The organism is Agrobacterium sp. 22-221-1 (genome assembly GCF_053522445.1).
In genome coordinates this window covers 1-23,974 of record NZ_JBNWCL010000024.1, presented here as the reverse complement: position 1 = coordinate 23,974, position 23,974 = coordinate 1, and the positions used below count along the sequence as shown (strand labels likewise).

Sequence of the window (23,974 nt, the reverse complement as noted above, 5' to 3'; positions counted from 1 at the left end):
CCGTCACACGCAGGGCACATCATCATCGTGCCCGCAACCGGCCGCGTCAAAGGTTATTTAAAGCCCGACGACGCGGATATCGCCGACATGGATGCCGTTCCAGTTGCGCATCTGCCGGTTCGCCATGCCGCTCAAAGCCTGCTGCTCGGCGCTGCCTTCATCGAAATAGCGGGCCAGCAGTGCCGAGACCACGGCTTCCGCCGCCCGCGTCGTGCCGTCTTCGCATTTCACCGCCATGGCAATGCCCTTTTCCGGCAGGGCGGCGACGAAGACGCCCTCCGCGCCGGTCTTTGCGAAGATTTTTCCCGGCGCGATCTGCATCAGTTTCGTGCAGGCGCGGCCGGTGCCCGCCACGTAAAAGGGCTCCGCCATGCAGGCCTCGACGAGACGGCGCGAGGCTTTCGCACGGCCCGGTTCCAGCCCTCTGCCCGTCGCCATCTTTGCGAAACCGTGCGCCAGCCCTTTGAGCGGAACGGCATAGGTGGGGATGGAGCAGCCATCCACACCGCAATTGTCATGGCCGAGTGTCGCACCCGTCAGGCTTGCCATCGTGGCGCGGATTTCCCGCTGCAGCGGGTGATCGTAACCGACATAGCCCTTGGGGTCGGTGCCGGTGTGGCAGCAGGCGCAGATGAAGCCCGAATGCTTGCCGGAGCAATTATTGTGAAGCGCCGTCGGCTTTTCCAGCGTGCGGGCCTGATGGATGATGGTTCTCTGGTCGGAAGACCAGTGCGCGCCGCATTCCAGCGTATCGGCATCCCTGCCCGCCTTCGCCAGCATCGAAGCAGCAAGTTCCACATGCGCGTCCTCGCCGGAATGGGAGGAGCAGGCAAGCGCCAGTTCGCGGTTGCCGAACTGATAGGCATCCGCAGCACCGCTTTCCACCAGCGGCAGCGCCTGCATGGCCTTGCAGGCGGAACGCGGGAAGATGCCGCGCTCGATATCGCCAGCCGAAAACAGCACGCCGCCATCGCCATCCACCACCACGGCAAGGCCCTGATGGCGGCTTTCCACGAGGTTGCCGCGGGTGACTTCGACGGTAACGGAATTGTTCATTTTCGCAGCCTCAAAAAATTCTGATTTCATGTGGTTGATACCGCAATTGATTTTTCGATGCACGGGGCTATCAGTGAAATTTGCAAAACGTCTGCTGCTGGCGATTGCCGTTATCTATCTGCTTCCCGCACTGGCATCGGCCGGGCTGTGGGCCATGCGGGACCATCCGCAGGGCTGGCGCGATGCCCGCTGGTCTTCGTCCGGCGTCCTTCCCCAGGCGGACGCCGATGAACAGGCTGCGGTCTATGTGTTTTCCGCCATGACGGGCGGCTTCAAGGGCTCTGTCGCCAGTCATGCCTGGATCGTGCTGAAAAAGCCGGGCGCGAAAGCCTATGACCGCTATGACAAGGTGGGTTGGGGCACGCCGATCCGCCGCAATGGTTATGCGGCGGATGCCTTCTGGTATTCCAACACACCGCGCCAGGTGGTGGCCATTCATGGCGCAGAGGCGGAAAAGCTGATCCCGAAGATCGAGCAGGCTATTTCCGATTACCCCTATGGCCGGCCGGGCGGCTATCGCATCTATCCCGGCCCCAACTCCAACACCTTCGTCGCCCATGTGCTGCGCAGCGTGCCGGAACTCGGCGTCGTGCTGCCGCCGGATGCCGTGGGCCGCGATTATCTGCCGGACGGCGCGTTTTACCACATCGCCGACGACTGGAAGGATGCAAGCGTTTCGCTCGGCGGCCTGTTCGGCATTTCGGCCGGTGCGCGCAGCGGTTTCGAGATCAATTTTCTCGGTCTTGTCGCCGGCATCGATTTCAGCCGGCCCGGCGTGAAGATACCGGGGCTCGGTTATTTCGGCGTGGCCGGCATCCGCGCGTAAGCGGTTACGTTTCGCTGGCCTGAGCGGCGCGTCGGGCGCGGATGCTCTGGGCGATGAAGACCCGCGACAGGCCATGATAAAGCGGCTCGCGGGAGAAAAGCCGCGACGTCAGATATCCGAGCATCGATGCGGCCATGATGGGCATGACGCCTTCATGATTGCCGGTCATTTCAAGGATGATGACAAAGGCCGTCATCGGCGCCTGCACCACGCCCGCAAAATAACCCGCCATGCCGACGATGGCGCCAAGGCCGACGCTGGTGCCGAGCAAAGCGGCCATGGTGCTGCCGAAACCCGCGCCCACCGACAAAGACGGTGCGAAGATGCCGCCGGGAATGCCCGACATCATGGCAAGGAACGTCGCCGCCAGTTTTTCGATGAAGAAGAATGCCGGCGCGGCCTCGCCCTCGATTGCCGCGCGCGCCTGTTCGTAACCGGTTCCGAAGGTCGCGCCGCCCGTTGCGATGCCGAGGACGGCGGAGGCAAGGCCGCAGGCGGCGGCGACCGCCAGCATCCGCTTCAGCGGCATGGCCTGCGCAAAGCGCCGGATGCGGGCGGAAAGACGCAAGGCGCCTGCGCTGAACAGCGCACCGAACGCGCCGCCGCCAATGCCGCAGACCAGAACCAGCAGCCAGTCCATGGTCGTTTTCGCCATCACCGAACTGGTGCCGAAATAGGTATAGCTGCCGACCAGCGCCAGCGAAGCGAGGCCCGACAGGATGACGGCAGTGAGAACGAGGCCATTGGCGCGGGATTCATAGGTCTTGCTCATTTCCTCGATGGCGAAGACGATGCCGGCCAGCGGCGTATTGAAAGCCGCCGCGATGCCCGCCGCCGAGCCAGCGAGAATGAGACCCTTCGCCTGCGCAATGCCGCCCCAGCGGGCGGCCTGCAGCATGATCGAGGCGCCAACCTGAACGGTCGGGCCTTCACGGCCGATGGAAGCACCGGACAAAAGCCCGGCCACCGTCAGCACCACCTTGCCGAAGGCGAGTTTCAGCGACAGAAGCCGCGAACGGTCCGCATCTTCCCGCAGGTGTCGAGCGGCGATCGCCTGAGGAATGCCGCTGCCGCCGGCATTGGGGAAAACCGTGATCGCGAGCCAGGCGCAGAGCGTAAACCCGAGCGGCGTGATGATGAGCGGCAGTAGAAACGCCCATTCGCCCGATGAGGTCGCCGCAAAGAAAAGGTGCTGGGCGCGATCCGCCGCCCACGCAAACCCGACGCTGATAAGGCCAACGGCAATCGCGCCAATCCAGAAAACCGCCCTCGGCCTCCACACCCGCCACGAACCCCACACGACACGGGAACGGCGGAGCATCTTCAGCTTTTTGTAGTCGACGGGCATGGCGGTCCAGATCGGTGATTTCGGTACAGGCGGGTAGGACGGCCTTTTATCTGCCTGGATACCCAGCTTTGCAAGTTTTGCATTTGACTCTTTTCAGGAGGTGGGAGATGATGCGCATCGCAAATGCGACGCGCGGAGAGACGAGATGAAAACTTCGACATTACCGTCACTGCGTGTGACGGCCGATTTCCGTGAAGCAGCAGAAAGTGTACTGAAGGATGGTGAGACGCTATCATCCTTCGTTGAGAATTCTGTGAGGCGGGAAGTTGAAATCCGTAAATCGCAGGCGGATTTCATCGCACGCGGCCTGGCGGCACGTGAAGAGTCGAAGAAAACCGGCATTTACCACAGGGCGGAAGACGTTCTTGCAGAACTGAAGGCCATGCTCGACGCAAAGCTCGCCGAAGACGACGACAAGTGACATATCAGGTTTTTCTGGCCGACAGAGCGCGCGACAATATAATGCGTCTCTATTCTCATCTCCTGCGCCAAGACAAACACGCGGCGAAACGAGCTTACAGGGCAATAGAAAAAGGGATTTCTGCACTTGCGGATTTTCCCTTGAGTTGCAGAAAAGTTGGCGCGGAAAACTCGTTTCTGCGGGAATTTCTCGTTCCGTTTGGATCGTCAGGCTATGTCATTCTGTTTGAGATAGAGAATGCCGAGAAAGTAACAATCCTCGCGATCCGCCACCAGCGCGAGGACGATTACCATTGACCCTCACCGGTCGCTGACGGCCGCGCGCGGGTTTACCCAAGGTTCCTGATTGGAGCGTGGCAGCGGGGTTTTGCCGAGAATGTGGTCCGCCGCCTTTTCGCCGGTCATGATCGACGGGCCGTTGAGGTTGCCATAGGTCACATGCGGGAAGATCGAGCTGTCCGCCACCCTCAAGCCCTCCACGCCAATCACCCGGCATTCGGGATCGACGACGGCCATCGGGTCGTCCCTGTCGCCCATGCGGCAGGTGCCGCAGGGGTGATAGGCGCTTTCCAGATGTTCCCGCAAAAAGGCGTCGATCTCCTCATCCGTCTCCACATTTTCGCCGGGCTGGATTTCCGGCCCGCGAAAATCGTCAAAGGCTTTCTGGCTGAAGATGTCGCGCGTCAGGCGCACGCAATGGCGGAACTTCTCCCAGTCTTCCGGGTGGCTCATATAGTTGAAGCGGATGACCGGGTCGTCATGCGGATCGGCCGAGCGCAATGTGACATTGCCACGCGATTTCGACAGATTGTAACCCACATGCACCTGAAAACCATGGCTTTTCGCCGCCGCCTTGCCATCGTAGGAGATGGCGACCGGCAGGAAATGATACTGGATGTCGGGCTGCTTCAAACCGGGTGCTGAGCGCAGGAAGGCGCAGGCCTCGAACTGGTTGGAAGCGCCAAGCCCGCCTTTCGACAGCAGCCATTGCGCGCCCGCCACGCCCTGCCAGAACCATGGCAGCCAGGAATAGAGCGAGACCGGCTTGGTGGAGACCTGCTGGAAATAAAACTCCATATGGTCCTGAAGATTCTCGCCCACACCTGGGCGATCCGCCTTCACCTCGATGCCCATGTCTTTGAGATGCGCGGCGGGGCCGATGCCTGAGAGCATCAGCAGTTTCGGCGAATTGAAGGATGAGGCGGAAACGATGACCTCGCGATTGGCCGCGATGGTTTCCACCACGCCCTTGCGCTCGATCTCGACACCCACGGCCCGGCCGTTCTCGATGACGACCTTGCGGGCGAAACCGTTGACCAGCGTGACATTGCCGCGCTTCAGCGCCGGTTTCAGATAGGCATTGGCAGCGGACCAGCGGCGGCCATTGTGGATGGTCTGCTCCATCAGGCCGAAACCCTCCTGCTTTGAGCCGTTATAGTCGTCAGTCAGTTCGAAACCGGCCTGCGCGCCGGCCTGAATGAAGGCGTGGAACAGCGGATTGTTGACCGGACCGCGCTGCACATGCAGCGGCCCATCCATGCCGCGCCAGCCCTCCTCGCCGCCATGGCTATGTTCCATGCGCTTGAAGTATGGCAGCACATCCGCATAGGCCCAGCCATGCGCGCCAAGCTCTTCCCAGCGATTGAAATCCTCGGCATGGCCACGCACGTAAACGAGGCCGTTGATGGAGGACGAACCGCCGATGACTTTTCCGCGCGGCGCCGTAATCCTGCGGTTGTCGAGGTTCGGCTCGGGCTCGGAGAGATAGCCCCAATTATAGCGCTTCATGCTCATCGGCCAGGCAAGTGCGGCCGGCATCTGGATGAAGGGGCCGAAATCCGACCCGCCTGCCTCGATGACGATCACCGAATAACGGCCGTCTTCCGACAGGCGATAGGCGATGGCGGAGCCTGCGGAACCCGAACCGACGATGACGTAATCTGCTTGCATGATCTGCTCTCTCCGATGAGCGTTGGTTCCGATGACCGTATGCGGCTGGGGCTTCACCCCCCTCTGCCCTGCCGGGCATCTCCCCCTCAAGGGGGGAGATCGGCAAGCGGCGCCACCACCACTTCATTCGCAAACGTTGAGACGGGCGCGACGTCGCCGCATATCGATCTCCCCCCTTGAGGGGGAGATGTCCGGCAGGACAGAGGGGGGTAAGTCCCACCCGCTGACCGTCAATAAGGCGCGTCCACCTTCCCCGTGCTCACATAAACCGTCTTCAGCTCACTATAATGCTCCAGCGCCGCCGCCGAATTCTCCCGCCCGAAGCCGGATTGTTTCGAGCCGCCGAAGGGGATTTCGACCGGGCAGAGATTATAGGTGTTGATCCAAAGCGTGCCCGCCTCCAGCCGGTCGACCACGCGATGGGCGCGGGCGAGATCGGCGGTGAAGACGCCGCCGGCGAGACCGAATTCGGTGGCGTTGGCGCGGGTAAGAACCTCGTCTTCATCGTCGAAATCCAGCACGCACATGACCGGCCCGAAGATTTCCTCGCGGGCGATGGTCATGTCGTCAGTCACATCGGCGAAGACGGTCGGCTGCACATAGGCGCCCTCGCCCGAAACATTGTTCGGAATGCCGCCGCCGGTGATGAGCGTCGCGCCCTCAGCCTTGCCCTTTTCGATATAGGAAAGGACCTTCTCCTGCTGGGCCTTGGAGACCAGCGGGCCGAGATGGGTGGCGTAGTCCAGCGGATCGCCGAGGATCATCGCCTCGGTGCGGCGCTTCAGATTGGCGAGGAAACGCTCCTTCGCCTTTTTCTGCACGAAGACGCGGGTGCCGTTGGAGCAGACCTGGCCGGAGGAATAGAAATTGCCGAGCATGGCCCCGCCCACAGCGCTTCCGATATCGGCGTCGTCAAAGACGATCAGCGGCGACTTGCCGCCGAGTTCCATGGTCACGTGCTTCAGATGCCCGGCAGCGGCAGCGGCCACCTTGCGGCCGGTCGGGACTGAGCCGGTGAGCGAGACTTTGGCCACATCGGGGTGATTGACCAGCAGCGGGCCGGTATCGCGATCGCCCTGAATGACGTTGAACAGGCCTTTGGGCAGACCGGCTTCGATGAGGATTTCGGCAATCTTCAAGGCACCGAGCGGGGTGTTTTCCGAAGGCTTGAAGACCATGGCGTTGCCGGCGACCAGCGCGGGTGCCGCCTTCCAGCAGGCGATCTGCTGCGGATAATTCCAGGCGCCGATGCCGACGCAGACTCCGAACGGCACGCGCTTGGTATAGGCGAAATCGCCGCCAAGCGGGATGTAATCGCCGTTCAGCGCCGAAGGCGCGATGCCGCCGAAAAATTCGAAGGCATCCGCGCCGGACGTCGGGTCCGCGACGATGGTTTCCTGAATGGGCTTGCCGGTATCCAGCGTCTCCAGCGTCGAAAGCGCATCGTTGCGCTCGCGCATGATATCGGCGGCGCGTTTGAGAATGCGGCCCCGCGCCATCGGGCTCATCGCCGCCCATTCCTTCTGCGCACGTTTGGCCGAGGCGATGGCCCGCTCGACGATGGCAGGCGTTGCAGCATGCAGCCGCGCGATCACCTCGCCGGTGGCCGGAAAGATGCTCTCGAACGGCGTGCCGGCCGTGTCTTCGACATACACCCCGTCGATGAAATGCGAGGCTTTCGGCTGCGCCTTGAGCGTGGTCATGTCGAAGTCTCCTTAAAGAACGCGGATGGACGGCTTTTGGCGCTGTCCATCGGGAAAAGATTTGAGCTGCATGTCGAAATAATCCTCGACAAGCGCCGGTGCGGAGGCGAGGCCGAGCGGCGCCGAGCGCAGGCTGTGGCGAATATAAAGCCCGTCGATCAGGGCCGCCGCCCCTTCCGCGATGCGCGCGGCATCGTCCGGCGGGCAGAGCCGGTTGAGGCTCGCCATGAGGTTGGACCTGAGGCGGCGGGAATAAAGCACCAGCAGGCGGCGGGTTTCTTCCGAGCGCTGCGCCTCGACATAGAAGGCAAGCCATGCCGCCACCGTTTCGGGCGTGAACTGGTCGCTCTGGAAGGAGACATGCACGATGGCGCTCAGCCTTTCGCGCGGGCCGGAAGCGCGGGTCAAAGCCGCGACCGCATCACGCCTGAGATCGCGCAGCAGGCTGCGAATGGTTTCCAGCAGAAGCTGCTGCTTGCTGCCGAAATAGTGATGCGCGAGCGCCGCCGACACGCCCGCTTCCCGGGCGATATCCGACATCGTCACATTCAGCGAACCATGGTGGCCTATGGTGCGAAGCGCCGCATCCACCAGCGCCTTGCGGCGCAGAGGCTCCATTCCGATCTTGGGCATAAGCGTCTCCTTGATGGCGGCAAAATATTCTTGATTGATCGATCAATCAATAAAAAACGCGCCATTTCATGTCGCGGATTGGCACCTGCGCGGCAGGGGAGAAAACGAGAGCGGTTTTCCCGTCTTCCGGCTCATGATCTGGATCAAATCTTCGACAGACGCATTGCGCTACGGTGCAATCGTGATAGCGTTACCCCGACCATTCAGGGAGACAGCGACATGACGCAGAGTCTCAATGCATCTGGATTTTCACCGCTGAAAGCAAAGTGGGGCTGGTTGCTGGCGCTTGGCCTCGTTCTCCTGGCCTTCGGCATCATCGCGCTCGGCAATCTTCTGGTCGCCACCGTCGCCTCCGTCTTTTATGTCGGGGTCATGATGCTGATGGGCGGCGTGCTGCAGCTTTTTCATGCCTTTCAGGTGAAGGGATGGGAAAGCGTGCTGTTCTGGACGCTGAGCGGCCTGCTTTACGCCATTGCCGGCGTCATCGCTTTCCAGAACCCCGATCTGACGGCGGCCGTGCTGACCTTGCTGATGGCGATTTCTCTCATTGTCGCCGGCATTTTCCGCCTCGTCGTCGGCTTCCGGCTGAAACCGGCGACGGGCTGGGGCTGGGTTGCCACGGCGGGCGCGGTGACGGCACTGGCGGGCCTGGTGATCGCCGCCGGCTGGCCGGTCAACAGCCTCTGGGTGTTGGGCCTTTTTCTGGCGATAGACCTTATCATGCAGGGTTTTGCAACGATCGCACTGGCCATGGCCATGCGTTCCTAAGGGTAGTATGCGTCCCCGTATCGGATCCATGCCGATCGGGGAAAAACTAAACCCCAATATACTGCAAATTGGGTATGGAACGCGTTTCGTGGTAAGATAAGCGATGATACCAATTTCGCTGGATGCGGCGCCCAGACGAAAGCTCTTAAAAACGACCGCCCATAAAAGACCGCCCCCGCCCCGTCCGTAAAACGGGCATTTATCGGGTTCGCGTGGCGGCCATGGAAAGAAGGGAGTGATATCATGCCAATGGTGACAGTATCGATTTCCCCGGAACAGGCAGCAAGAATGCGCGAGGCCGTGAATTGCGGCGCTTACGCGTCCGGCAGCGAGGTCGTCAGGGCAGCGCTGAGACTATGGGCGGCCTCCGCCGAACATGGCGTGGGCGCAAAGTCCACGGAGCCTGTCGAAGCGGACCGGGAACGCATGAACGTTGCGGAACTTTATGCCGCACACAGCGGGCATGTCCGCCGGGCATAAGGCCCGGCGTAACAACCCTCCATATTGAAAGGGTTGTAACAAAACGTTCATCAAAGCTTCACAGTCGTGAAAGCTTTTGTTGACCTGTAATCTGCGATTGTTCGCCGCAAAAGAGACGGGTTCCCGATGACGCATTCCACACGGCGCGTCACCAAAGGGACCGGCAATAGCGGAGAATAGAAATGCAGGCCGTCACGCTGGAGAACGATGTCATAAGGCGTTTTGCCTCCGGGCACATGTTTCCCATGGCGAAACTGGTGCTCGAAACGGCGTTTCAGCCGATTGTCGAGGCGACGACAGGCACGATCTTCGGTTATGAATCGCTGATGCGCGGCCATGACCGGCTCGGTTTTTCCAATCCGCTGGCGCTGCTCGATCAGGCTGCCGCGGATGGCGAGCTGAAGGCCTTCGAGCAGATGCTGGCGAGCCGGGCGCTGGCGAAATTTTCCACCCTGCCCGATTTCTCCTCCGCCACCCTGTTCCTCAATCTCGATGTGCGGCTGATCCCGCATGGCGACGCCATTCTCGACAAGCTCGTCGGCCACTTGGCGCGAGCGGGCATTCCCGCCTCCTCCATCTGCTTCGAGCTTTCCGAACGTTTCGACAATACCAGCGTGCCGGAATTCACGGCGCTGATCGCCCGCATGCGCAAGGAAGGCTTCAAGCTGGCCATCGACGATTTCGGCGCCGGCCATGGCGAGATGAAGCTGCTCTGCGATTTTCCGCTGGATTACCTGAAGATCGACCGGCATTTCATCACCGGCGTCGACCAATTGCCGCGCAAGCAGCACCTTGTGCGCAACATCGTCAACATCGCCCATGTTCTTGGCGTCAGGGTCATTGCGGAAGGCATCGAAACCGAAGCGGAATTTCTGACCTGCCGCGAATTCGGCGTCGATCTGGTGCAGGGCTGGCTGATCGCGAGGCCCACGGTCTTCACCAGCGAGCTGCCGGAGAGCTTTCCCCATATCAACCGTATCGGCGTGGCGCGGCGCAGCAGCCAGACGCTGGATGAGATTCTCATCCGCCGTGAAATCGAGCGTCTTCCGACCGTCTTCGAGCATGACAGCGTCGACAGCGTCTTCGAACTGTTCCGCAGAAATCCGCAGCAGGCATTTTTCCCGGTTCTCAACGCCAATGGCGAACCGCGCGGCGTCATCAACGAATATCACCTCAAGGAATATATCTACCGGCCCTTCGGCCGCGACCTGCTCAAGAACAAGATCTACGAGCGCACCATTTCCCACTTCGTCGATCCCGCGCCGATTGTCGGCCTCGATGCCGATGCCGACCAATTGATGAACATGTTCGCCAGCATGGGCGGCAGCGCCTGCATCATCCTCACCGAAAACATGCGTTACGCCGGCATTGTTTCCGCCGCTTCGCTCATCAAGGTCATCAACGAAAAACAGCTGAAGATGGCGCAGGACCAGAACCCGTTGACGGCGCTGCCCGGCAACCGCGCAATTGGCGGCTTCATTGCCGACCGTTGCAGCGATGGCGACGAGGCGCGCTTCTTCTGCTATTGCGACTTCGATAATTTCAAACCCTTCAACGACAAATACGGCTTCAACGCCGGCGACCACGCCATCACCCTGTTTTCGGCGCTGATGCGTCGTTACTTTTTTGCCGGCGACTGCTTTCTCGGCCATATCGGCGGCGACGATTTCTTCATCGGCGTGCGCGACTGGACGGTGGGAGAACTGACGGAAATCCTCGAACGGCTGCTCAGCGATTTTCACGACGACGTCGCCGAACTCTACTCGGACGAGGACCGCGCCGCCGGCTGCATGAAAGGCCAGGACCGCCACGGCAATGAGCGGGACTTCGCGCTGCTGCGCTGCTCCATCGGCGTTCTGACCTTGCCGAAAGGGCTTATCATCGCCAATCCCGAGCGGATCGGCAGCGAGATCGCGGGTGTGAAGGCGGCTGCGAAGGAAAACGAAGGCGGTCTCGTCGTCCGGGTCTTCGGCGAGACAAATTGACACTCGTGACAAACGGCCTCCTTCCCTAAGCGGTGCATCTGACCTACATCTTCAGGCGACGCCGACACGTGAGGAGTTGCCCCTGGCCATGCCCGACACCAAGACCCTGCCCGAAACAATGCGCTTCATCGACCTTCCCTCCCATGGCGGCCCGGAGGTGATGCGGCTTTCGCAAGCGCCTTTGCCGAAGCCCGCAAAAGGCGAGGTTCTGGTGAAGGTCGAGGCGGCGGGCGTCAACCGGCCGGATGTCGCGCAGCGGCAGGGCATCTATCCACCGCCGAAGGATGCAAGCCCGATCCTCGGCCTTGAAATCGCCGGCGAGGTGGTTGCGCTGGGTGAAGGCGTTACCGAATTCAAGTTGGGCGACAAGGTCTGCGCGCTCGCCAATGGCGGCGGTTATGCGCAATATTGCACCGTGCCGGCCGGGCAGGCCCTTCCCTTCCCCAAGGGTTACGACGCCGTCAAAGCGGCGGCTTTGCCGGAAACCTTCTTCACCGTCTGGGCCAATCTCTTCCAGATGGCCGGCCTCACCGAAGGGGAAAGCGTCCTCATCCACGGCGGCACCAGCGGCATCGGCACGACGGCGATCCAGCTCGCCAGGGCTTTCGGCGCGGAAGTCTATGCGACGGCGGGTTCTGCGGAGAAATGCGAAGCCTGCGTGAAGCTCGGCGCCAGACGGGCGATCAACTACCGCGAGGAGGATTTCGCCGCCGTCATCAAGGCCGAAACCGACGGCAAGGGCGTCGATGTCGTTCTCGACATGATCGGTGCGGCCTATTTCGAAAAGAACCTTTCGGCACTTGCCAAGGACGGCTGCCTGTCCATCATCGCCTTTCTGGGCGGCGCCGTGGCCGAGAAGGTCAACCTCACCCCCATCATGGTCAAACGCCTCACCGTCACCGGCTCCACCATGCGCCCCCGCACGGCCGACGAAAAACGCGCCATCCGCGACGACCTCGTCGCAGAGGTCTGGCCGCTCATCGAAAGCGGTCAGCTGGCACCGGTCATCAACCGGGTCTTTACGCTGGACGAGGTCGTGGAAGCGCACCGGCTGATGGAAAGCAGCAATCATATCGGCAAGATCGTGATGCGGGTGTCGTGACGCTTTGAGCTGGATCGTTGTTCAGGCGGATATGGAAAGGATTTTGTCATGACCGCACTCACCGTCCGTCTCAGCACGATCAAGGATATCAAGAGCCGCTTTGTTGCCGCCGGTAATCTGGCCATGTCCGGGAAGCCGGTGGAGGCGAAACCATCCGTCGAATTTTCCAGCTATGAGGACCTGCACCGCATTCTCGCGCCGCTTCGCCTTGCCATCGTCAAGGCTTTGGCCGGACAGGGGCCGCTTTCTATCCGGGAGGTTGCCCGTCGGGTCGGACGGGACGTACAGGCCGTTCATCGCGACGTGACGTCGCTCCTCCATGCGGGCGTTATCGACCGGAACGAGGCTGGCATCGAGTTTCCCTATGACAGCATCCACTTCGAATTCGACGTGAAGGCCGCAGATGCGGCATAGGTGCAGGGCGTCCCCCTGGAAGTAATCCCTCTTGCATTACTGACGAATCGTACTACCTTCTAGTTATGTTCAACGTATCGGAAGGAGGTGATCCAATGTCTAGTGAGATTTCGGTCTCTGGTGCAGGCAATGGAAAGGGTGTGTTTTCGACGGGGCAGCCCTCGTTGTAAACCTTCTGCCTTCGGAACGTTGAGAAACAGTCCCGGGTCTGTAAACAGGACCAAACTCATGGAAGGGTCGCTTCGGCGGCCCTTTTCCGTTTTTGCGTATTGTTTCGACTATTGGGGAAATCTGTGCCTCGAATGCCGGGGCGGCAAGCTCTATGCTCGATGCTACTCGTGACACGTCTCTTCCGTCATGCCGGTCCCCGGAGCAAGCCCGAGGATGACCCGGCATCCAGCCGGCGCGCGTCTGCGCGACGAGAGGACTCCTTTCAGCCCAAAGACTTGGGCTGGCTGGATACCGGCTCGAGGCCGGTATGACGGAGAACTGGGGGAGAGCGCCGGATCATCGACCGTCAACTGCGCTCACTTCTCCCTTATTTCTTCCCGAAAACCTTCCATCGCGTCGGCCTGAAACGTAGTTCCGCCCCCACGGCCACGGCGGCGTTGAGCGGCACCTCGATTTCGAGGTGATAGGGCTCATGGCCGTTATTGGCGATGTCGATTTCGGCGATGCGGGTGCCGGCAAGGCGGCGACAGGTGGTGACCTTGCCGTAAAGCGCGTCCTTCTCTTGCGTCAGCACCACATCTTCCGGACGGAAGAAAAGCTCGCCCTCGCCAGAGCCGCTCTCGTCGATGCCGATGCTTTCGCCCTGGAACAGCACGTGGCCGTCGCGGATCGTCACCGGCAGGCTGGAGGATTCGCCGATAAAGGAGAAGACGAAGGGCGAGTTGGGCGTGTCGTAGACATCGTCCGCCGTGCCGACCTGTTCGATCTTGCCCTGGCTCATGACGACGACGCGGTCGGCCAGTTCCAGCGCCTCTTCCTGATCGTGGGTGACGAAGACGGTGGTATGGCCGGTGCGGTCGTGGAATTCGCGCAGCCAGCGGCGCAGCTCCTTGCGCACCTTGGCGTCCAGTGCGCCGAAGGGTTCATCGAGAAGCAGCACCTTCGGCTCGATGGCGACGGCGCGGGCAAGCGCCACGCGCTGGCGCTGACCGCCAGAAAGCTGCGAGGGGTAACGCTTCTCAAGCCCGGAGAGGTGCACCATGTCGAGAAGCTCGGAGACCCGCCTGCGGATTTCGGCCTTCGGCGGACGCTTGGCGGAGGGACGCACCTTGAGACCGAAAGCGATATTGTCGGCCACCGTCATATGGCGGAACAGGGCGTAGTGCTGGAACACGAAACCGACATTGCGCTCCTGCACCGTGCGGTGCGAGGCGTCCTCGTTGCCGAAGAAAATCTGGCCGGTCGTCGGCTGCTCGAGACCGGCGATGAGACGCAGCAGCGTCGTCTTGCCGGAACCGGAAGGACCGAGCAGCGCGATCAGCTCGCCGGAACGAATGTCGAGCGACACATCGTTCAGGGCCGGAAAGCGGTCGAACTGCTTGGTGATGCCGGAAACTTTCACTTCCATGAAGATGCCTTTCAATGCTTGCCGGCTGCGTTGCCCGCGCCAAAGCGTATTTCGAGAATGGTTTTGAGAATGAGCGTCACGAGCGCCAGACCGGCGAGCAGCGTCGCCACCGCAAAGGCCGCGCCCATATTGTACTCATTATAGAGTATCTCGACATGCAGCGGCATGGTGTTGGTCTCGCCGCGAATATGGCCCGAGACCACCGAGACGGCGCCGAACTCGCCCATGGCGCGGGCGTTGCAGAGCAGCACCCCGTAAAGCAGGCCCCATTTGATATTCGGCAGCGTGACATACCAGAAGGTCTGCCAGCCGGAAGCACCGAGCGAAATCGCCGCCTCCTCGTCGCCATTGCCCTGATCCTGCATCAGCGGGATCAGTTCGCGCGCGACGAAGGGAAAGGTGACGAAGATGGTGGCGAGCACGATGCCCGGCACGGCGAAGAGGATTTCGATGCCGTAGCTCTTCAGCCATGGCCCCAGCACGCTGTGGGACGAGAACAGGATGACATAGACCAGGCCCGATATGACCGGTGAGATCGAGAACGGCAAGTCGATGAGCGTGATCAGGAAGGCCTTGCCCTTGAACTCGAATTTCGCAATCGCCCAGGCGGCCATCACCCCGAAGATGAGGTTGAGCGGCACCGAAATGGCGGCGACGAGCAGCGTCAGGCGAATGGCGGAGAGTGCATCCGGCTCGACAATCGCCTCCCAGAAGCTTTCCGCACCCTTGCGGAAGGCTTCGAAAAAGACCGATATCAGCGGCAGAACCAGAAAGGCGGCGAGGAAGACGAAGGCAATCGCGATCAACGCCAGCCGGGCGGGAAAGCTCTCGCTGGCGGGGTCGCGGAACGGCCGGGGGGACGTGCGGGAAGCGGTCTCAGACATAACCGTACCTCTTGCGGCTCCAGGCCTGAATGAGATTGATGAGGAACAGCATGGCGAACGAGATGATCAGCATGATGGTGGCGATGCCGGTCGCGGCCGCATAATTGAACTCCTCCAGCCGGATGACGATGAGGAGCGGCGCGATTTCCGAGACGTAGGGAATATTGCCGGCGATGAAGATGACCGAACCATATTCCCCGACGCCGCGTGCGAAGGCGAGCGCGAAACCCGTGAGGATCGCGGGCGTGAGGCTCGGCAGCAGGACGCGGGTGATGGTCTGGAAACGATTGGCGCCAAGCGTGGCGGCCACCTCCTCCACCTGCCGGTCGATTTCTTCCATGACCGGCTGCACGGTGCGGACCACGAAAGGCAGGCCGATGAAGATCAGCGCGATGACGATGCCGGTCGGCGTAAAGGCGATCTTGATGCCGAAGGGTTCGAACAGCGAACCGACCCAGCCGCGATTGGCGTAAAGCGTGGTCAGCGCGATACCGGCGACCGCCGTCGGCAGGGCGAAAGGCAGATCGACGATGGCATCGACGAAGCGGCGACCGGGAAAACGGTAACGCGTCAGCACCCAGGCGACGATGACGCCGAAGACCGCGTTGACCAGCGCGGCAAGAAATGCCGTGCCGAAACTGACACGCAGCGCATTCAGCGTGCGGCTATCCGTGGCAATCGCAATGAAATCTGAAAAACCCAGTTTCGCCGTGGACCAGACAAGGCCGCCCAGCGGAATAAGAATGATGAGAAACAGATAGGTCACTGTGTAACCAAGCGTCAGGCCGAAGCCCGGTATGACGCTCGACTGCCGCCATTTCCACCTGTTTCCGGAAGTATTATTGCTCATCAAGGCTCCGGATAATCTTTAGTTTTGCGCATTTCCGGACAGGAAACCGGGGTCCGCTTTTCCTGGAAATGCTCTCTGGGAGCCGGTGTTCCCCGGCGTTTATTATAAAGTATCGACCGGCACGGTGTCCGGTCGATCAGGTTTTGTTTTCTGTTGTCCGTGCGGACGCGGGCGATCTCTTTTCAGCCCATCATCCGCTTACTTTGCGGGCTTGTAAATCTGGTCGAAGATGCCGCCGTCACCAAAATGTTCAGGCTGCGCCTTGGCCCAACCGCCAAACTGCGGGTCGTCGATGGTGACGAGCTTGATGTCGGGCAGCTGCTTGAGCAGATCCTTGGAGACGACAGCCGGGTTCGACGGACGGTAGAAGTGCTTTGCCGCAATATTCTGGCCCTCGTCGGAGTAGAGATATTGCAGATAGGCTTCCGCCGCCTTGCGCGTGCCCTTGGCGTCGACATTGGCGTCAACCACGGCGACCGGCGGTTCGGCAAGGATCGAGATCGGCGGCACGACGATATCGAAGGCGTCAGCGCCGAATTCCTGGCCGGCGAGATAGGCTTCGTTTTCCCAGGCCAGCAGCACATCGCCGATCTGGCGCTGGGCGAAGGTCACCGTGGAACCACGGGCACCGGTATCGAGAACCGGGGCGCGCTTGTAGAGCTCGCCGACATAGGCCTTGATCTTGTCCTGATCGCCCTTGAACTCTTCGTTGGCCCAGGCCCAGGCCGCCAGATAGTTCCAGCGGGCGCCGCCCGAGGTCTTCGGGTTCGGCGTGACGATCTGGATGTCGCCCTTCACCAGATCGCCCCAATTATGGATGCCCTTCGGGTTGCCCTTGCGCACCAGAAACACGATTGTTGAGGTGTAAGGCGAGGAATTATGCGGCAGGCGGGTGCGCCAGTCCTTGTTGATCTTGCCGGAGTTCTGGACGATGGCATCGATATCGCTCTGCAGCGCCAGCGTCACGACGTCCGCTTCCAGACCGTCGATGACCGAACGCGCCTGCTTGCCGGAGCCGCCATGCGACTGCTGGATCGTGACGTCCTCGCCGGTGTCGGCCTTCCACTTCTTGGCGAAGGCTTCGTTGAAGTCCTTGTAGAGTTCACGGGTCGGATCGTAGGACACGTTGAGCAGCTTGGTCTGCGCGGCGGCCGAGCCAGCGCCGCCAAGTGCCAGTGAGAGGCTAAGCGCAACAACGCTCAAACCGGACAGAAGCTTGGACATCGGTATTCCCTCCTGATTGCGATGGCTTAACTCTACCGGTTGAGTAGAGTTGGTCAATGAGGCCGAATACGATCGAAAAAGTGTTTCCCGAGAGCGTTTTCCCGGGCAACAAATACAGCGCAGCATAAGCGAAAGGCGCAACAAGCGTCGTGTAAAACTTTGCTGAATGCAAAACCGTTTCACATTTTTGACGATTTTTTGCGCTGGCGGCGAAAAATATTACGGGGTTTTAGACGATTTTTTCGTCAGGCTGTCAAAAGCTCGGGCACTTCGACACCGGCCACGGCGTCGGCGATGGTGGTGTTGAAAAGGATGTTGCGGGTGGCATCGGCCACGCGGGCAAAGACATGGCGGATCTCGCACTGCTTCTCGCCGTCGCAATCCTCGCAGCGGCGATAGGCGGTCTGCGAGAGGCAGGGCAAGGGGGCAAGCGGCCCGTCGATGAGGCGCAGCACCTCGCCGAAGGTGATATCCGCAGCCGGGCGCGCCAAGAGATAACCGCCCTGCTTGCCGCGCCGGCTTTCGACAAGGCGTTCCTTCTTCATTTCGAGAAGGATCTGCTCCAGAAACTTTTTCGGAATGGCCTGTTCGCGGGCGATGTCGGAAATCTGCACAGGACAGGCCCCGTCGGCCTTGGCCAGCGAAAGGAGCGCCCTCAGCGCATATTTTGCCTTCTGCGAAATCATCGTAAAACCAGTAGACCACAAGCCCGGAAACCCGGCAATTCCGGCTTAGCGCAGAAGTTGTCACAATTCAAATCCAAGCTGCGAAGAAGGTGAACGGGTATCTTTTGCTCATACCCTGCGCGCGTGAGGCATTTTTGCTCTCAAGTGCAGCGCACAAAGACTGTCATTTCTGTTCGCGGATAAGGATTTCAACAATAATCGGCCATGGAAATCCCGGACGTGACAATGACGATCAATTCAGCAAATGCCTCTGCCGATGCCGCTTCCCTCGACGCCACGCTTGCCGGGCTCGATCTGGCGGGTCGGCTTTCGTTTATCGCCGGCCTCGGCGGGCGGGCGGTCTTCACCACCAGCCTCGGTATTGAGGATCAGGTCATTACGGCCGCCATCGGCACGCATCGCCTGCCGATCGACGTCGTGACGCTCGAAACCGGCCGGCTGTTCAAGGAAACCGTCGATCTCATCGATGAAACCGAAGAGCGTTTCGGCATTGAAATCCGCCGCTTCCGCCCGGAGCAGGACGATATCGACGCCTATGCCGAAAAATACGGCCTGAACGGTTTTTACGAAAGCGTTGAAGCCCGTCACGCCTGCTGTCATGTCAGAAAGCTGATCCCGCTCGGCAAGGCGCTTGATGGTGCTGCCTTCTGGATCACCGGCCTTCGCCGCGGCCAGTCCGGCAATCGCGCCACGACGCCTTTCGCCGAATTCGATGCGGAGCGCAATCTCATCAAGATCAATCCCCTGGCTGACTGGGATATCGACCTCATCCGGGCGCATGTCGCCCAGGAGAACATTCCCGTCAATCCGTTGCATCAGCGCGGTTACCCCTCCATCGGCTGCGAGCCGTGTACGCGCGCCATCAAGCCCGGCGAGCCTGAGCGCGCCGGACGATGGTGGTGGGAAAACGACGAGAAGCGCGAATGCGGTCTTCACGTCGCCGGTGCGGAGCAGACACCCGCCGTTTCCGCCATCCCGCAACGATAATCATTCAGTACATTCCCGGAGTTCACAATGTCCAACGCAGTCCACGAGACGGACAGCAAGAATACTGTCGCATCCAAGCCGCCGCTCGATCCCCATCTGAAGGCGCTTGAAAACGAAGCCATTCACATCTTCCGCGAAGTCGCCGCCGAATTCGACAAGCCCGTGATGCTCTATTCCATCGGCAAGGATTCGTCCGTGCTGCTGCATCTCGCGCGCAAGGCGTTTTTCCCCGGCCGCATTCCCTTCCCGCTGCTGCACGTCAATACCGGCTGGAAGTTCAAGGAAATGATCGAATTCCGCGACAATATCGTCAAGGAATACGATCTCGATCTGATTTCCTACACCAACCCGCGCGGTGCGAGCGAAAACGTAACGCCCTTCACCCACGGTTCGGCGCTTTACACCGACATCATGAAGACCGAAGCGCTGCGCCAGGCGCTCGACGCCGGCCAGTTCGATGCGGCCTTCGGCGGCGCGCGCCGTGACGAGGAGGCGAGCCGCGCCAAGGAACGCATCTATTCCTTCCGCACGCCCGACCATAAATGGGACCCGCGCAACCAGCGCCCGGAACTGTGGAACATCTATAACGGCATGGTCCGCAAGGGCGAAAGCGTGCGCGCCTTCCCGCTCTCCAACTGGACCGAAGTGGATATCTGGCGTTACATCGAGGCGGAAAACATTCCGCTGGTGCCGCTCTATTACGCCGCCGAGCGCCCCTATGTCGAACGCGACGGCATGATGATCCTTGCCGAAGACGAGCGGCTGGAACTGCTGCCCGGCGAAGAGATCAAGCACGGCTCGATCCGCTTCCGCACGCTCGGCTGCTTCCCGCTGACCGGCGCGATCCGGTCGGAGGCGGCGACACTTCAGGAAGTCATCGCGGAACTTGAAATCGCCACCGTTTCCGAACGGCAGGGCCGCGCGATTGACCGCGACCAGTCCGGCTCGATGGAGAAGAAGAAGCGCGAGGGGTATTTCTGATGAGCACTGCCGCCGCCAACACCCCCTCCTCTTCCGCAACCATTCTGCCCTTCGCCGAGCATTCGAAGGCGGCGCGCGACACGCGCCCGCTGCGTCTCATCACCTGCGGCAGCGTCGATGACGGCAAGTCGACCCTGATCGGCCGTCTTCTCTGGGACACCAAGGCCGTCAAGGAAGATCAGGCCGCAACCCTGCACCGCGACAGCGGCAAGCAGAACGATCTCGGCCTGCCCGATTTCGCGCTGCTGCTCGACGGTCTTCAGGCGGAGCGCGAACAGGGCATCACCATCGATGTCGCCTATCGTTATTTCGCCACCGACCGGCGCGCCTTCATCGTGGCCGACACGCCCGGCCATGAGCAATATACGCGCAACATGGCGACCGGTGCTTCCACCGCCGATCTCGCCGTGCTGCTCGTCGATGCGCGCACCGGCATTCTGGAACAGACGCGCCGCCACGCCACCATTGCGGCGCTGATGGGCATCCGGCAATTCGTGCTGGCCGTCAACAAGATCGACCTGACGCATTACGACAAGGCCGGTTTCGAGCTCATCGCCCACGAGTTCCGCGATTTCGCATCCAATCTCGGCATCAAGCAGATCACCGCCATTCCGATGTCGGCGCTGAAGGGTGAAAACGTCGTTCTCTCCGGCAAGTCCTCCATGCCCTGGTATGAAGGCCCGACGCTGGTGGAAACGCTGGAGCTTGCCACGGTGCGTTCCGCGCAGTCCGGCGGCTTCCGCCTGCCGGTGCAGCGCGTCTCGCGCCCCGGTGAAAGCTTCCGTGGCTATCAGGGCACGGTTGCCGGCGGTTCGGTAAAGCCGGGCGACAGTGTCGTCGTCCTGCCTTCCGGCATGGTCGCGAATGTCAAGCAGATCGTCACCTTCGATCTGGTGCGCAACGCCGCCGTCGCGGGCGATGCGGTCACGCTCGTCCTCGACCGCCAGGTGGATGTGTCGCGCGGCGACATGATCGTCTCCATCGAGGCGCAGCCGCAGACCGGCCTTGCCTTCGACGCCCAGATCGTGGCGTTGCAGCCGGGCGGTATCGAGGCAGGCAAGCGCTACTGGCTGAAAAGCGGCAGCCGCCGCCAGCGCGTCAGCGTGCAGCCTGTCAGCCAGCTGAACCTGAAGGAAGGCGAATGGCAGGCGCATGAAACCTCGCTGCCGATGAACGCCATCGGCAAGGTGCGGCTTTCCTTCGACGAGACGGCGATCTTCGATCCCTATGAACAGAACCGCTCGACCGGCTCCTTCATCCTGATCGATCCCGACACCAACAATACGGTTGCGGGCGGCATGATCGCCGGCAAGCGCAGCGTCGGTGCGACGGAAGAAAAGGGCGACCGGGTCATTCTCTCGCTGCCCGCCGATCTTGCGGAAAGACTGCTGGCCAGCGAGCTCCTCGCCAAGCACCGCGACGAGATCGACATCCGCCGCACGGACGGCGCAACGGCCGCGCGGCTGATCGGCGATCTGGGCTGACACGCCCCCTCAAACAAACAAAAGGCGACCGTCAAAGCGGTCGCCTTTTTCGTTTCAGAGCCTTTTCCGTGTCAGAGACTGCGGATGGCCTAAAACACGAACATATAAAGCAGAATGATCACGAAGATCGGAACGCCCATAGCCCACAATGCGATACCCTTCAGCATGCTATCCTCCATTGTTGTATGGTTGAATAACGGCTGAGGCGGCTTTCCGATCCATGCCGCTCTCCTGATTTTTACGGGTTGTTTCTCGGCAGCATAAAAAGCTGTTTGTTCATTCGACGTTCATGCACGAAAGGCGAATTTGCATGCGGTCGCTCCGCCAAGCGGCCCAACAGAGGCTCGCTGTTTGAAAAAGCAGCGGGCCTCTTTTTTGATCGCGATAAGTTGATCGTGACGATGCCCCTGAAATTCAGGGCGTATGACGGTGATGGATAACTTCTTGGATTGTGAAGAAGAATTGAGGCTTCTAAGACGATTCCTGTCGCGCGTCCCCTGAAACAGGCCGCGACATTGAGGCCTGGCGCTTGGCGGAGCGACGGGCCTCTTTTGTTGGGATGCCGGGTGGCGACAACAAAAGCCCGCCGAAGCGATCCATCCCCTGTTTGACGGCGACGATTCGCATCCGTGAGCGGATGTGGAAAGAAACACTCCCTCCCAAAGCGGATACCGGTTGAAGAACGGCAATTTGAACGCAGTTATTCGCACCTGCGCCCTGATTTCAGACGCAAGCGGCGAATGCAGTCCAGCCGGAACAGGTTTTCACAGGTCCGGTTTCGGTGCGAGATTTCGATCTTGGAATTTTCGGGATGAGTTGCAAGCCGCTGTAACTATTGGGCTTCAAGCTGGTCGGAGTGAGAGGATTCGAACCTCCGACCCCCACGTCCCGAACGAGATCAGCCACTCCTCGCCCACCCAGCACCTACGCGGCTTTCGTTGATTTTACTGGCTTTTCGTTCGACTTGGTTCGCGTTCGTTTCTGCTCATTTTCGTTGATGTTGTCGAATGTTGTCGGAGCCTTTGCAGGAGTGTTCTTCCGGTTCGAGGGATCGCGCCACGAACCCTTAGTTGAAAGTGGGGTAAACTCCTCCTTCCGGAGACGGTCCATAGCTGCAGCCACCTGACTGCCCTGGCGGTCGCGGATCTTGGCGTACCGACGGTGGATGGTCTCAAATGACATGCCCAAATAGTTGGCAATTTCGATCAGCGGAATAGTCGGATCACTCACGAGCCAGGTCGCCGCAGTGTGGCGGAACGTGTGCGGGACGATGTGACGGTTCTCGTCCGGAATCGCCTCGTCCAGCAGCTTGCGCATCGACTTACCCAGGTTCGTGGCGTTCTGCCCCTTCCACTCCACGACATACTCCGCCCCCGCGTCTCGGTAGCGGCGCAGGATCCGGATCAATAGGCGTGGCAGGAAGATGCCGGGATTGAGTTTGTTTCTATATTCGATTTCTTCAGGTGCGACGCGCCAATACTCTCCCGTCTCCAAGTTGATCCACGGCTTGCCGGGACGGCGCTTGAAGCTCGCGCGAACGATCCTGTCATAGCGACTGCCTGTCATCACGGCCACAAGGATATATGGCACGAGGTGGCGCCAGATGAAGCCCTTGGCCGGATGCTTGTCCTCGTCGAAGTAGACCCCCTGTTTATACCAAGCAACCTTCACGATATGGCGCACCTCGGATCGGGTCAGCCAATCACGGCGTTCCGGAAGCTTTGCGGGCAGCGGAACATTGACCGCGTGCCGCATCTTGCCATCCTCGACATACAGGTTGATAGCCGATCGCAGATCCTCGAGCGGACGACGCGCCGCCTCCTGTGTTCTGCGCGTTTTGCGGAATTCTTTGAAGACCTCCGGATCGAGTTCGTCCATTGTCATCTCACCGAAGAAGCCAAGGATGACTTCGAGGCGGGCGAGGACTTCCTTCGGTCGGGACAGAGGTTTCGGATATCGGTCGCTCGGCTCGCCGAACACCCGGTTGTCGATGTAGTAGCTGACGACATCAGCGACGTACACCTCGTCTGCGCTAGCGTTCTTGACCTTTGCCGAGGGTCGCTGCGCAGCGCGACGCTGCTTCACGAAATCGGCAAGGACCTCTTCTGCCGCCGCAGTTTGGTCAATCCCGTTCTTCGGATCGATGATGCATCCTGTGGACTTTTTGATCCGCTCATTTGTGAATTCGCACGTTCCGCGGATATGCCATGTTGCAGGTGTGACGCATCCGTTCTTGTGTGTGCGCGCGTCCTCCAGATAGAGACGCAGCGGCTGACGACGTGGTGCCATCGGTCTTCTCCCTCTTATTTCAGGCGATCTTTTGCTTGCTGGATCCTCAGTCGCGCATCTTCCACCGCGCTGGCTGACCGCTGGCTCTTCTCTGCTGCCAGAGACGATCGAGTAGCCTCCTGACGCTTACGAATGTCGTGCACGGTATCCGCCGCGCGACTTGCGGCAGCTCGCTTGGTATCGATGTCGTCATGTCGCAATTCGAGCCACTCCTTGATCGTCGTACGCTGTTGATTGCCACTGAGAACTGACCCGGCGTTTCCACCGAGAATTGACCCGCCTGTTAGGTATGTTTCGGGTCTGCGGTCGTGGTCAAGTTCCTCGT

The 23,974-nt window shown here is 60.6% G+C and carries 23 protein-coding genes; 11 read left to right on the top strand and 12 right to left on the bottom strand.

The window, feature by feature from the left end:
* Positions 1–57: 57 nt before the first annotated feature.
* Entirely contained in the window at positions 58–1,056 is a 999-nt protein-coding gene (locus tag ACQZ5N_RS24085) for an asparaginase (RefSeq protein WP_269828011.1), read from the bottom strand.
* Between the two features lie 73 nt (positions 1,057–1,129).
* On the opposite strand from ACQZ5N_RS24085, the gene ACQZ5N_RS24080 reads away from it, so the two are divergent.
* Positions 1,130–1,882: a DUF3750 domain-containing protein gene (locus tag ACQZ5N_RS24080; RefSeq protein WP_269828012.1), complete on the top strand. Its 753-nt coding sequence runs from the start codon at positions 1,130–1,132 to the stop codon at positions 1,880–1,882.
* A 4-nt stretch (positions 1,883–1,886) separates the two neighbouring features.
* On the opposite strand, the gene ACQZ5N_RS24075 is transcribed toward ACQZ5N_RS24080, so the two are convergent.
* A complete protein-coding gene (locus ACQZ5N_RS24075) occupies positions 1,887–3,230 on the bottom strand; it encodes a chloride channel protein (RefSeq protein WP_448734334.1) in 1,344 nt (447 codons plus the stop codon).
* Between the two features lie 145 nt (positions 3,231–3,375).
* Between ACQZ5N_RS24075 and ACQZ5N_RS24070 the strand changes: the two genes are divergently transcribed.
* Positions 3,376–3,651, top strand: coding sequence for a YlcI/YnfO family protein (locus tag ACQZ5N_RS24070; protein WP_065115092.1), 276 nt, complete (start codon positions 3,376–3,378; stop codon positions 3,649–3,651).
* Positions 3,648–3,947 carry a type II toxin-antitoxin system RelE/ParE family toxin gene (locus tag ACQZ5N_RS24065; RefSeq protein ID WP_448734333.1) on the top strand — a complete coding sequence of 100 codons (300 nt, stop codon included), beginning with the start codon at positions 3,648–3,650 and terminating at the stop codon, positions 3,945–3,947. Before ACQZ5N_RS24070 ends, ACQZ5N_RS24065 begins: the two co-directional genes overlap by 4 nt.
* Positions 3,948–3,950: 3 nt before the next feature.
* Here the strand turns inward: ACQZ5N_RS24065 and betA are convergent, their stop codons facing one another.
* The 3 genes from betA to betI all read right to left on the bottom strand — a co-directional run bounded on the left by betA (position 3,951) and on the right by betI (position 7,936).
* Positions 3,951–5,600 carry a choline dehydrogenase gene (gene betA, locus ACQZ5N_RS24060; protein WP_448734332.1) on the bottom strand — a complete coding sequence of 550 codons (1,650 nt, stop codon included), beginning with the start codon at positions 5,598–5,600 and terminating at the stop codon, positions 3,951–3,953.
* Positions 5,601–5,830: 230 nt separating this feature from the next.
* Positions 5,831–7,303, bottom strand: a complete 1,473-nt coding sequence (betB, locus tag ACQZ5N_RS24055; RefSeq protein ID WP_448734331.1) for a betaine-aldehyde dehydrogenase — start codon at positions 7,301–7,303, stop codon at positions 5,831–5,833.
* Positions 7,304–7,315: 12 nt separating this feature from the next.
* Positions 7,316–7,936 carry a transcriptional regulator BetI gene (gene betI, locus ACQZ5N_RS24050; protein WP_020812509.1) on the bottom strand — a complete coding sequence of 207 codons (621 nt, stop codon included), beginning with the start codon at positions 7,934–7,936 and terminating at the stop codon, positions 7,316–7,318.
* A 219-nt stretch (positions 7,937–8,155) separates the two neighbouring features.
* On the opposite strand from betI, the gene ACQZ5N_RS24045 reads away from it, so the two are divergent.
* The 5 genes from ACQZ5N_RS24045 (at position 8,156) to ACQZ5N_RS24025 (ending at position 12,685) form a co-directional block, all read left to right on the top strand.
* Entirely contained in the window at positions 8,156–8,704 is a 549-nt protein-coding gene (locus ACQZ5N_RS24045; RefSeq protein ID WP_080853227.1) for an HdeD family acid-resistance protein, read from the top strand.
* 243 nt (positions 8,705–8,947) lie between these two features.
* Complete coding sequence (locus ACQZ5N_RS24040; protein WP_020812511.1) at positions 8,948–9,184, top strand: ribbon-helix-helix domain-containing protein; 237 nt, start codon at positions 8,948–8,950, stop codon at positions 9,182–9,184.
* A gap of 182 nt (positions 9,185–9,366) precedes the next feature.
* Positions 9,367–11,169: a GGDEF domain-containing protein gene (locus ACQZ5N_RS24035; protein WP_269830310.1), complete on the top strand. Its 1,803-nt coding sequence runs from the start codon at positions 9,367–9,369 to the stop codon at positions 11,167–11,169.
* A gap of 88 nt (positions 11,170–11,257) precedes the next feature.
* On the top strand, positions 11,258–12,271 hold the full coding sequence (locus ACQZ5N_RS24030; protein WP_448734330.1) for an NAD(P)H-quinone oxidoreductase: 1,014 nt from the start codon (positions 11,258–11,260) through the stop codon (positions 12,269–12,271).
* 48 nt (positions 12,272–12,319) lie between these two features.
* The gene (locus tag ACQZ5N_RS24025) at positions 12,320–12,685 is read left to right on the top strand and encodes an HVO_A0114 family putative DNA-binding protein (RefSeq protein WP_020812514.1); all 366 of its coding nucleotides are present in this window, start codon (positions 12,320–12,322) and stop codon (positions 12,683–12,685) included.
* A gap of 538 nt (positions 12,686–13,223) precedes the next feature.
* On the opposite strand, the gene ACQZ5N_RS24020 is transcribed toward ACQZ5N_RS24025, so the two are convergent.
* From ACQZ5N_RS24020 to ACQZ5N_RS24000, 5 genes are all read right to left on the bottom strand, one after another.
* A complete protein-coding gene (locus tag ACQZ5N_RS24020; protein WP_003520463.1) occupies positions 13,224–14,264 on the bottom strand; it encodes a sulfate/molybdate ABC transporter ATP-binding protein in 1,041 nt (346 codons plus the stop codon).
* 11 nt (positions 14,265–14,275) lie between these two features.
* Positions 14,276–15,148 carry a sulfate ABC transporter permease subunit CysW gene (gene cysW, locus ACQZ5N_RS24015; protein WP_448734329.1) on the bottom strand — a complete coding sequence of 291 codons (873 nt, stop codon included), beginning with the start codon at positions 15,146–15,148 and terminating at the stop codon, positions 14,276–14,278.
* Positions 15,141–15,998: a sulfate ABC transporter permease subunit CysT gene (cysT, locus tag ACQZ5N_RS24010; RefSeq protein ID WP_003494311.1), complete on the bottom strand. Its 858-nt coding sequence runs from the start codon at positions 15,996–15,998 to the stop codon at positions 15,141–15,143. The genes cysW and cysT overlap by 8 nt, the downstream gene beginning before the upstream one ends.
* Before the next feature lie 198 nt (positions 15,999–16,196).
* The gene (locus ACQZ5N_RS24005) at positions 16,197–17,222 is read right to left on the bottom strand and encodes a sulfate ABC transporter substrate-binding protein (RefSeq protein WP_448734328.1); all 1,026 of its coding nucleotides are present in this window, start codon (positions 17,220–17,222) and stop codon (positions 16,197–16,199) included.
* A 245-nt stretch (positions 17,223–17,467) separates the two neighbouring features.
* The gene (locus tag ACQZ5N_RS24000; RefSeq protein ID WP_003520468.1) at positions 17,468–17,908 is read right to left on the bottom strand and encodes an RrF2 family transcriptional regulator; all 441 of its coding nucleotides are present in this window, start codon (positions 17,906–17,908) and stop codon (positions 17,468–17,470) included.
* Between the two features lie 204 nt (positions 17,909–18,112).
* On the opposite strand from ACQZ5N_RS24000, the gene ACQZ5N_RS23995 reads away from it, so the two are divergent.
* From ACQZ5N_RS23995 to cysN, 3 genes are read left to right on the top strand one after another with little or no spacing between them, the layout of a single operon-like run.
* Positions 18,113–18,895, top strand: a complete 783-nt coding sequence (locus ACQZ5N_RS23995; RefSeq protein WP_448734327.1) for a phosphoadenylyl-sulfate reductase — start codon at positions 18,113–18,115, stop codon at positions 18,893–18,895.
* Between the two features lie 27 nt (positions 18,896–18,922).
* Entirely contained in the window at positions 18,923–19,876 is a 954-nt protein-coding gene (gene cysD / locus ACQZ5N_RS23990) for a sulfate adenylyltransferase subunit CysD (protein ID WP_003520470.1), read from the top strand.
* Entirely contained in the window at positions 19,876–21,360 is a 1,485-nt protein-coding gene (cysN, locus tag ACQZ5N_RS23985) for a sulfate adenylyltransferase subunit CysN (protein ID WP_448734326.1), read from the top strand. Before cysD ends, cysN begins: the two co-directional genes overlap by 1 nt.
* Before the next feature lie 924 nt (positions 21,361–22,284).
* Here the strand turns inward: cysN and ACQZ5N_RS23980 are convergent.
* Together ACQZ5N_RS23980 and ACQZ5N_RS23975 are read right to left on the bottom strand one after the other, a co-directional pair.
* Positions 22,285–23,649, bottom strand: coding sequence for a hypothetical protein (locus ACQZ5N_RS23980; RefSeq protein WP_448734325.1), 1,365 nt, complete (start codon positions 23,647–23,649; stop codon positions 22,285–22,287).
* Between the two features lie 14 nt (positions 23,650–23,663).
* On the bottom strand, positions 23,664–23,974 hold a 311-nt coding region (locus ACQZ5N_RS23975), incomplete at its 5' end, for a hypothetical protein (protein ID WP_448734324.1).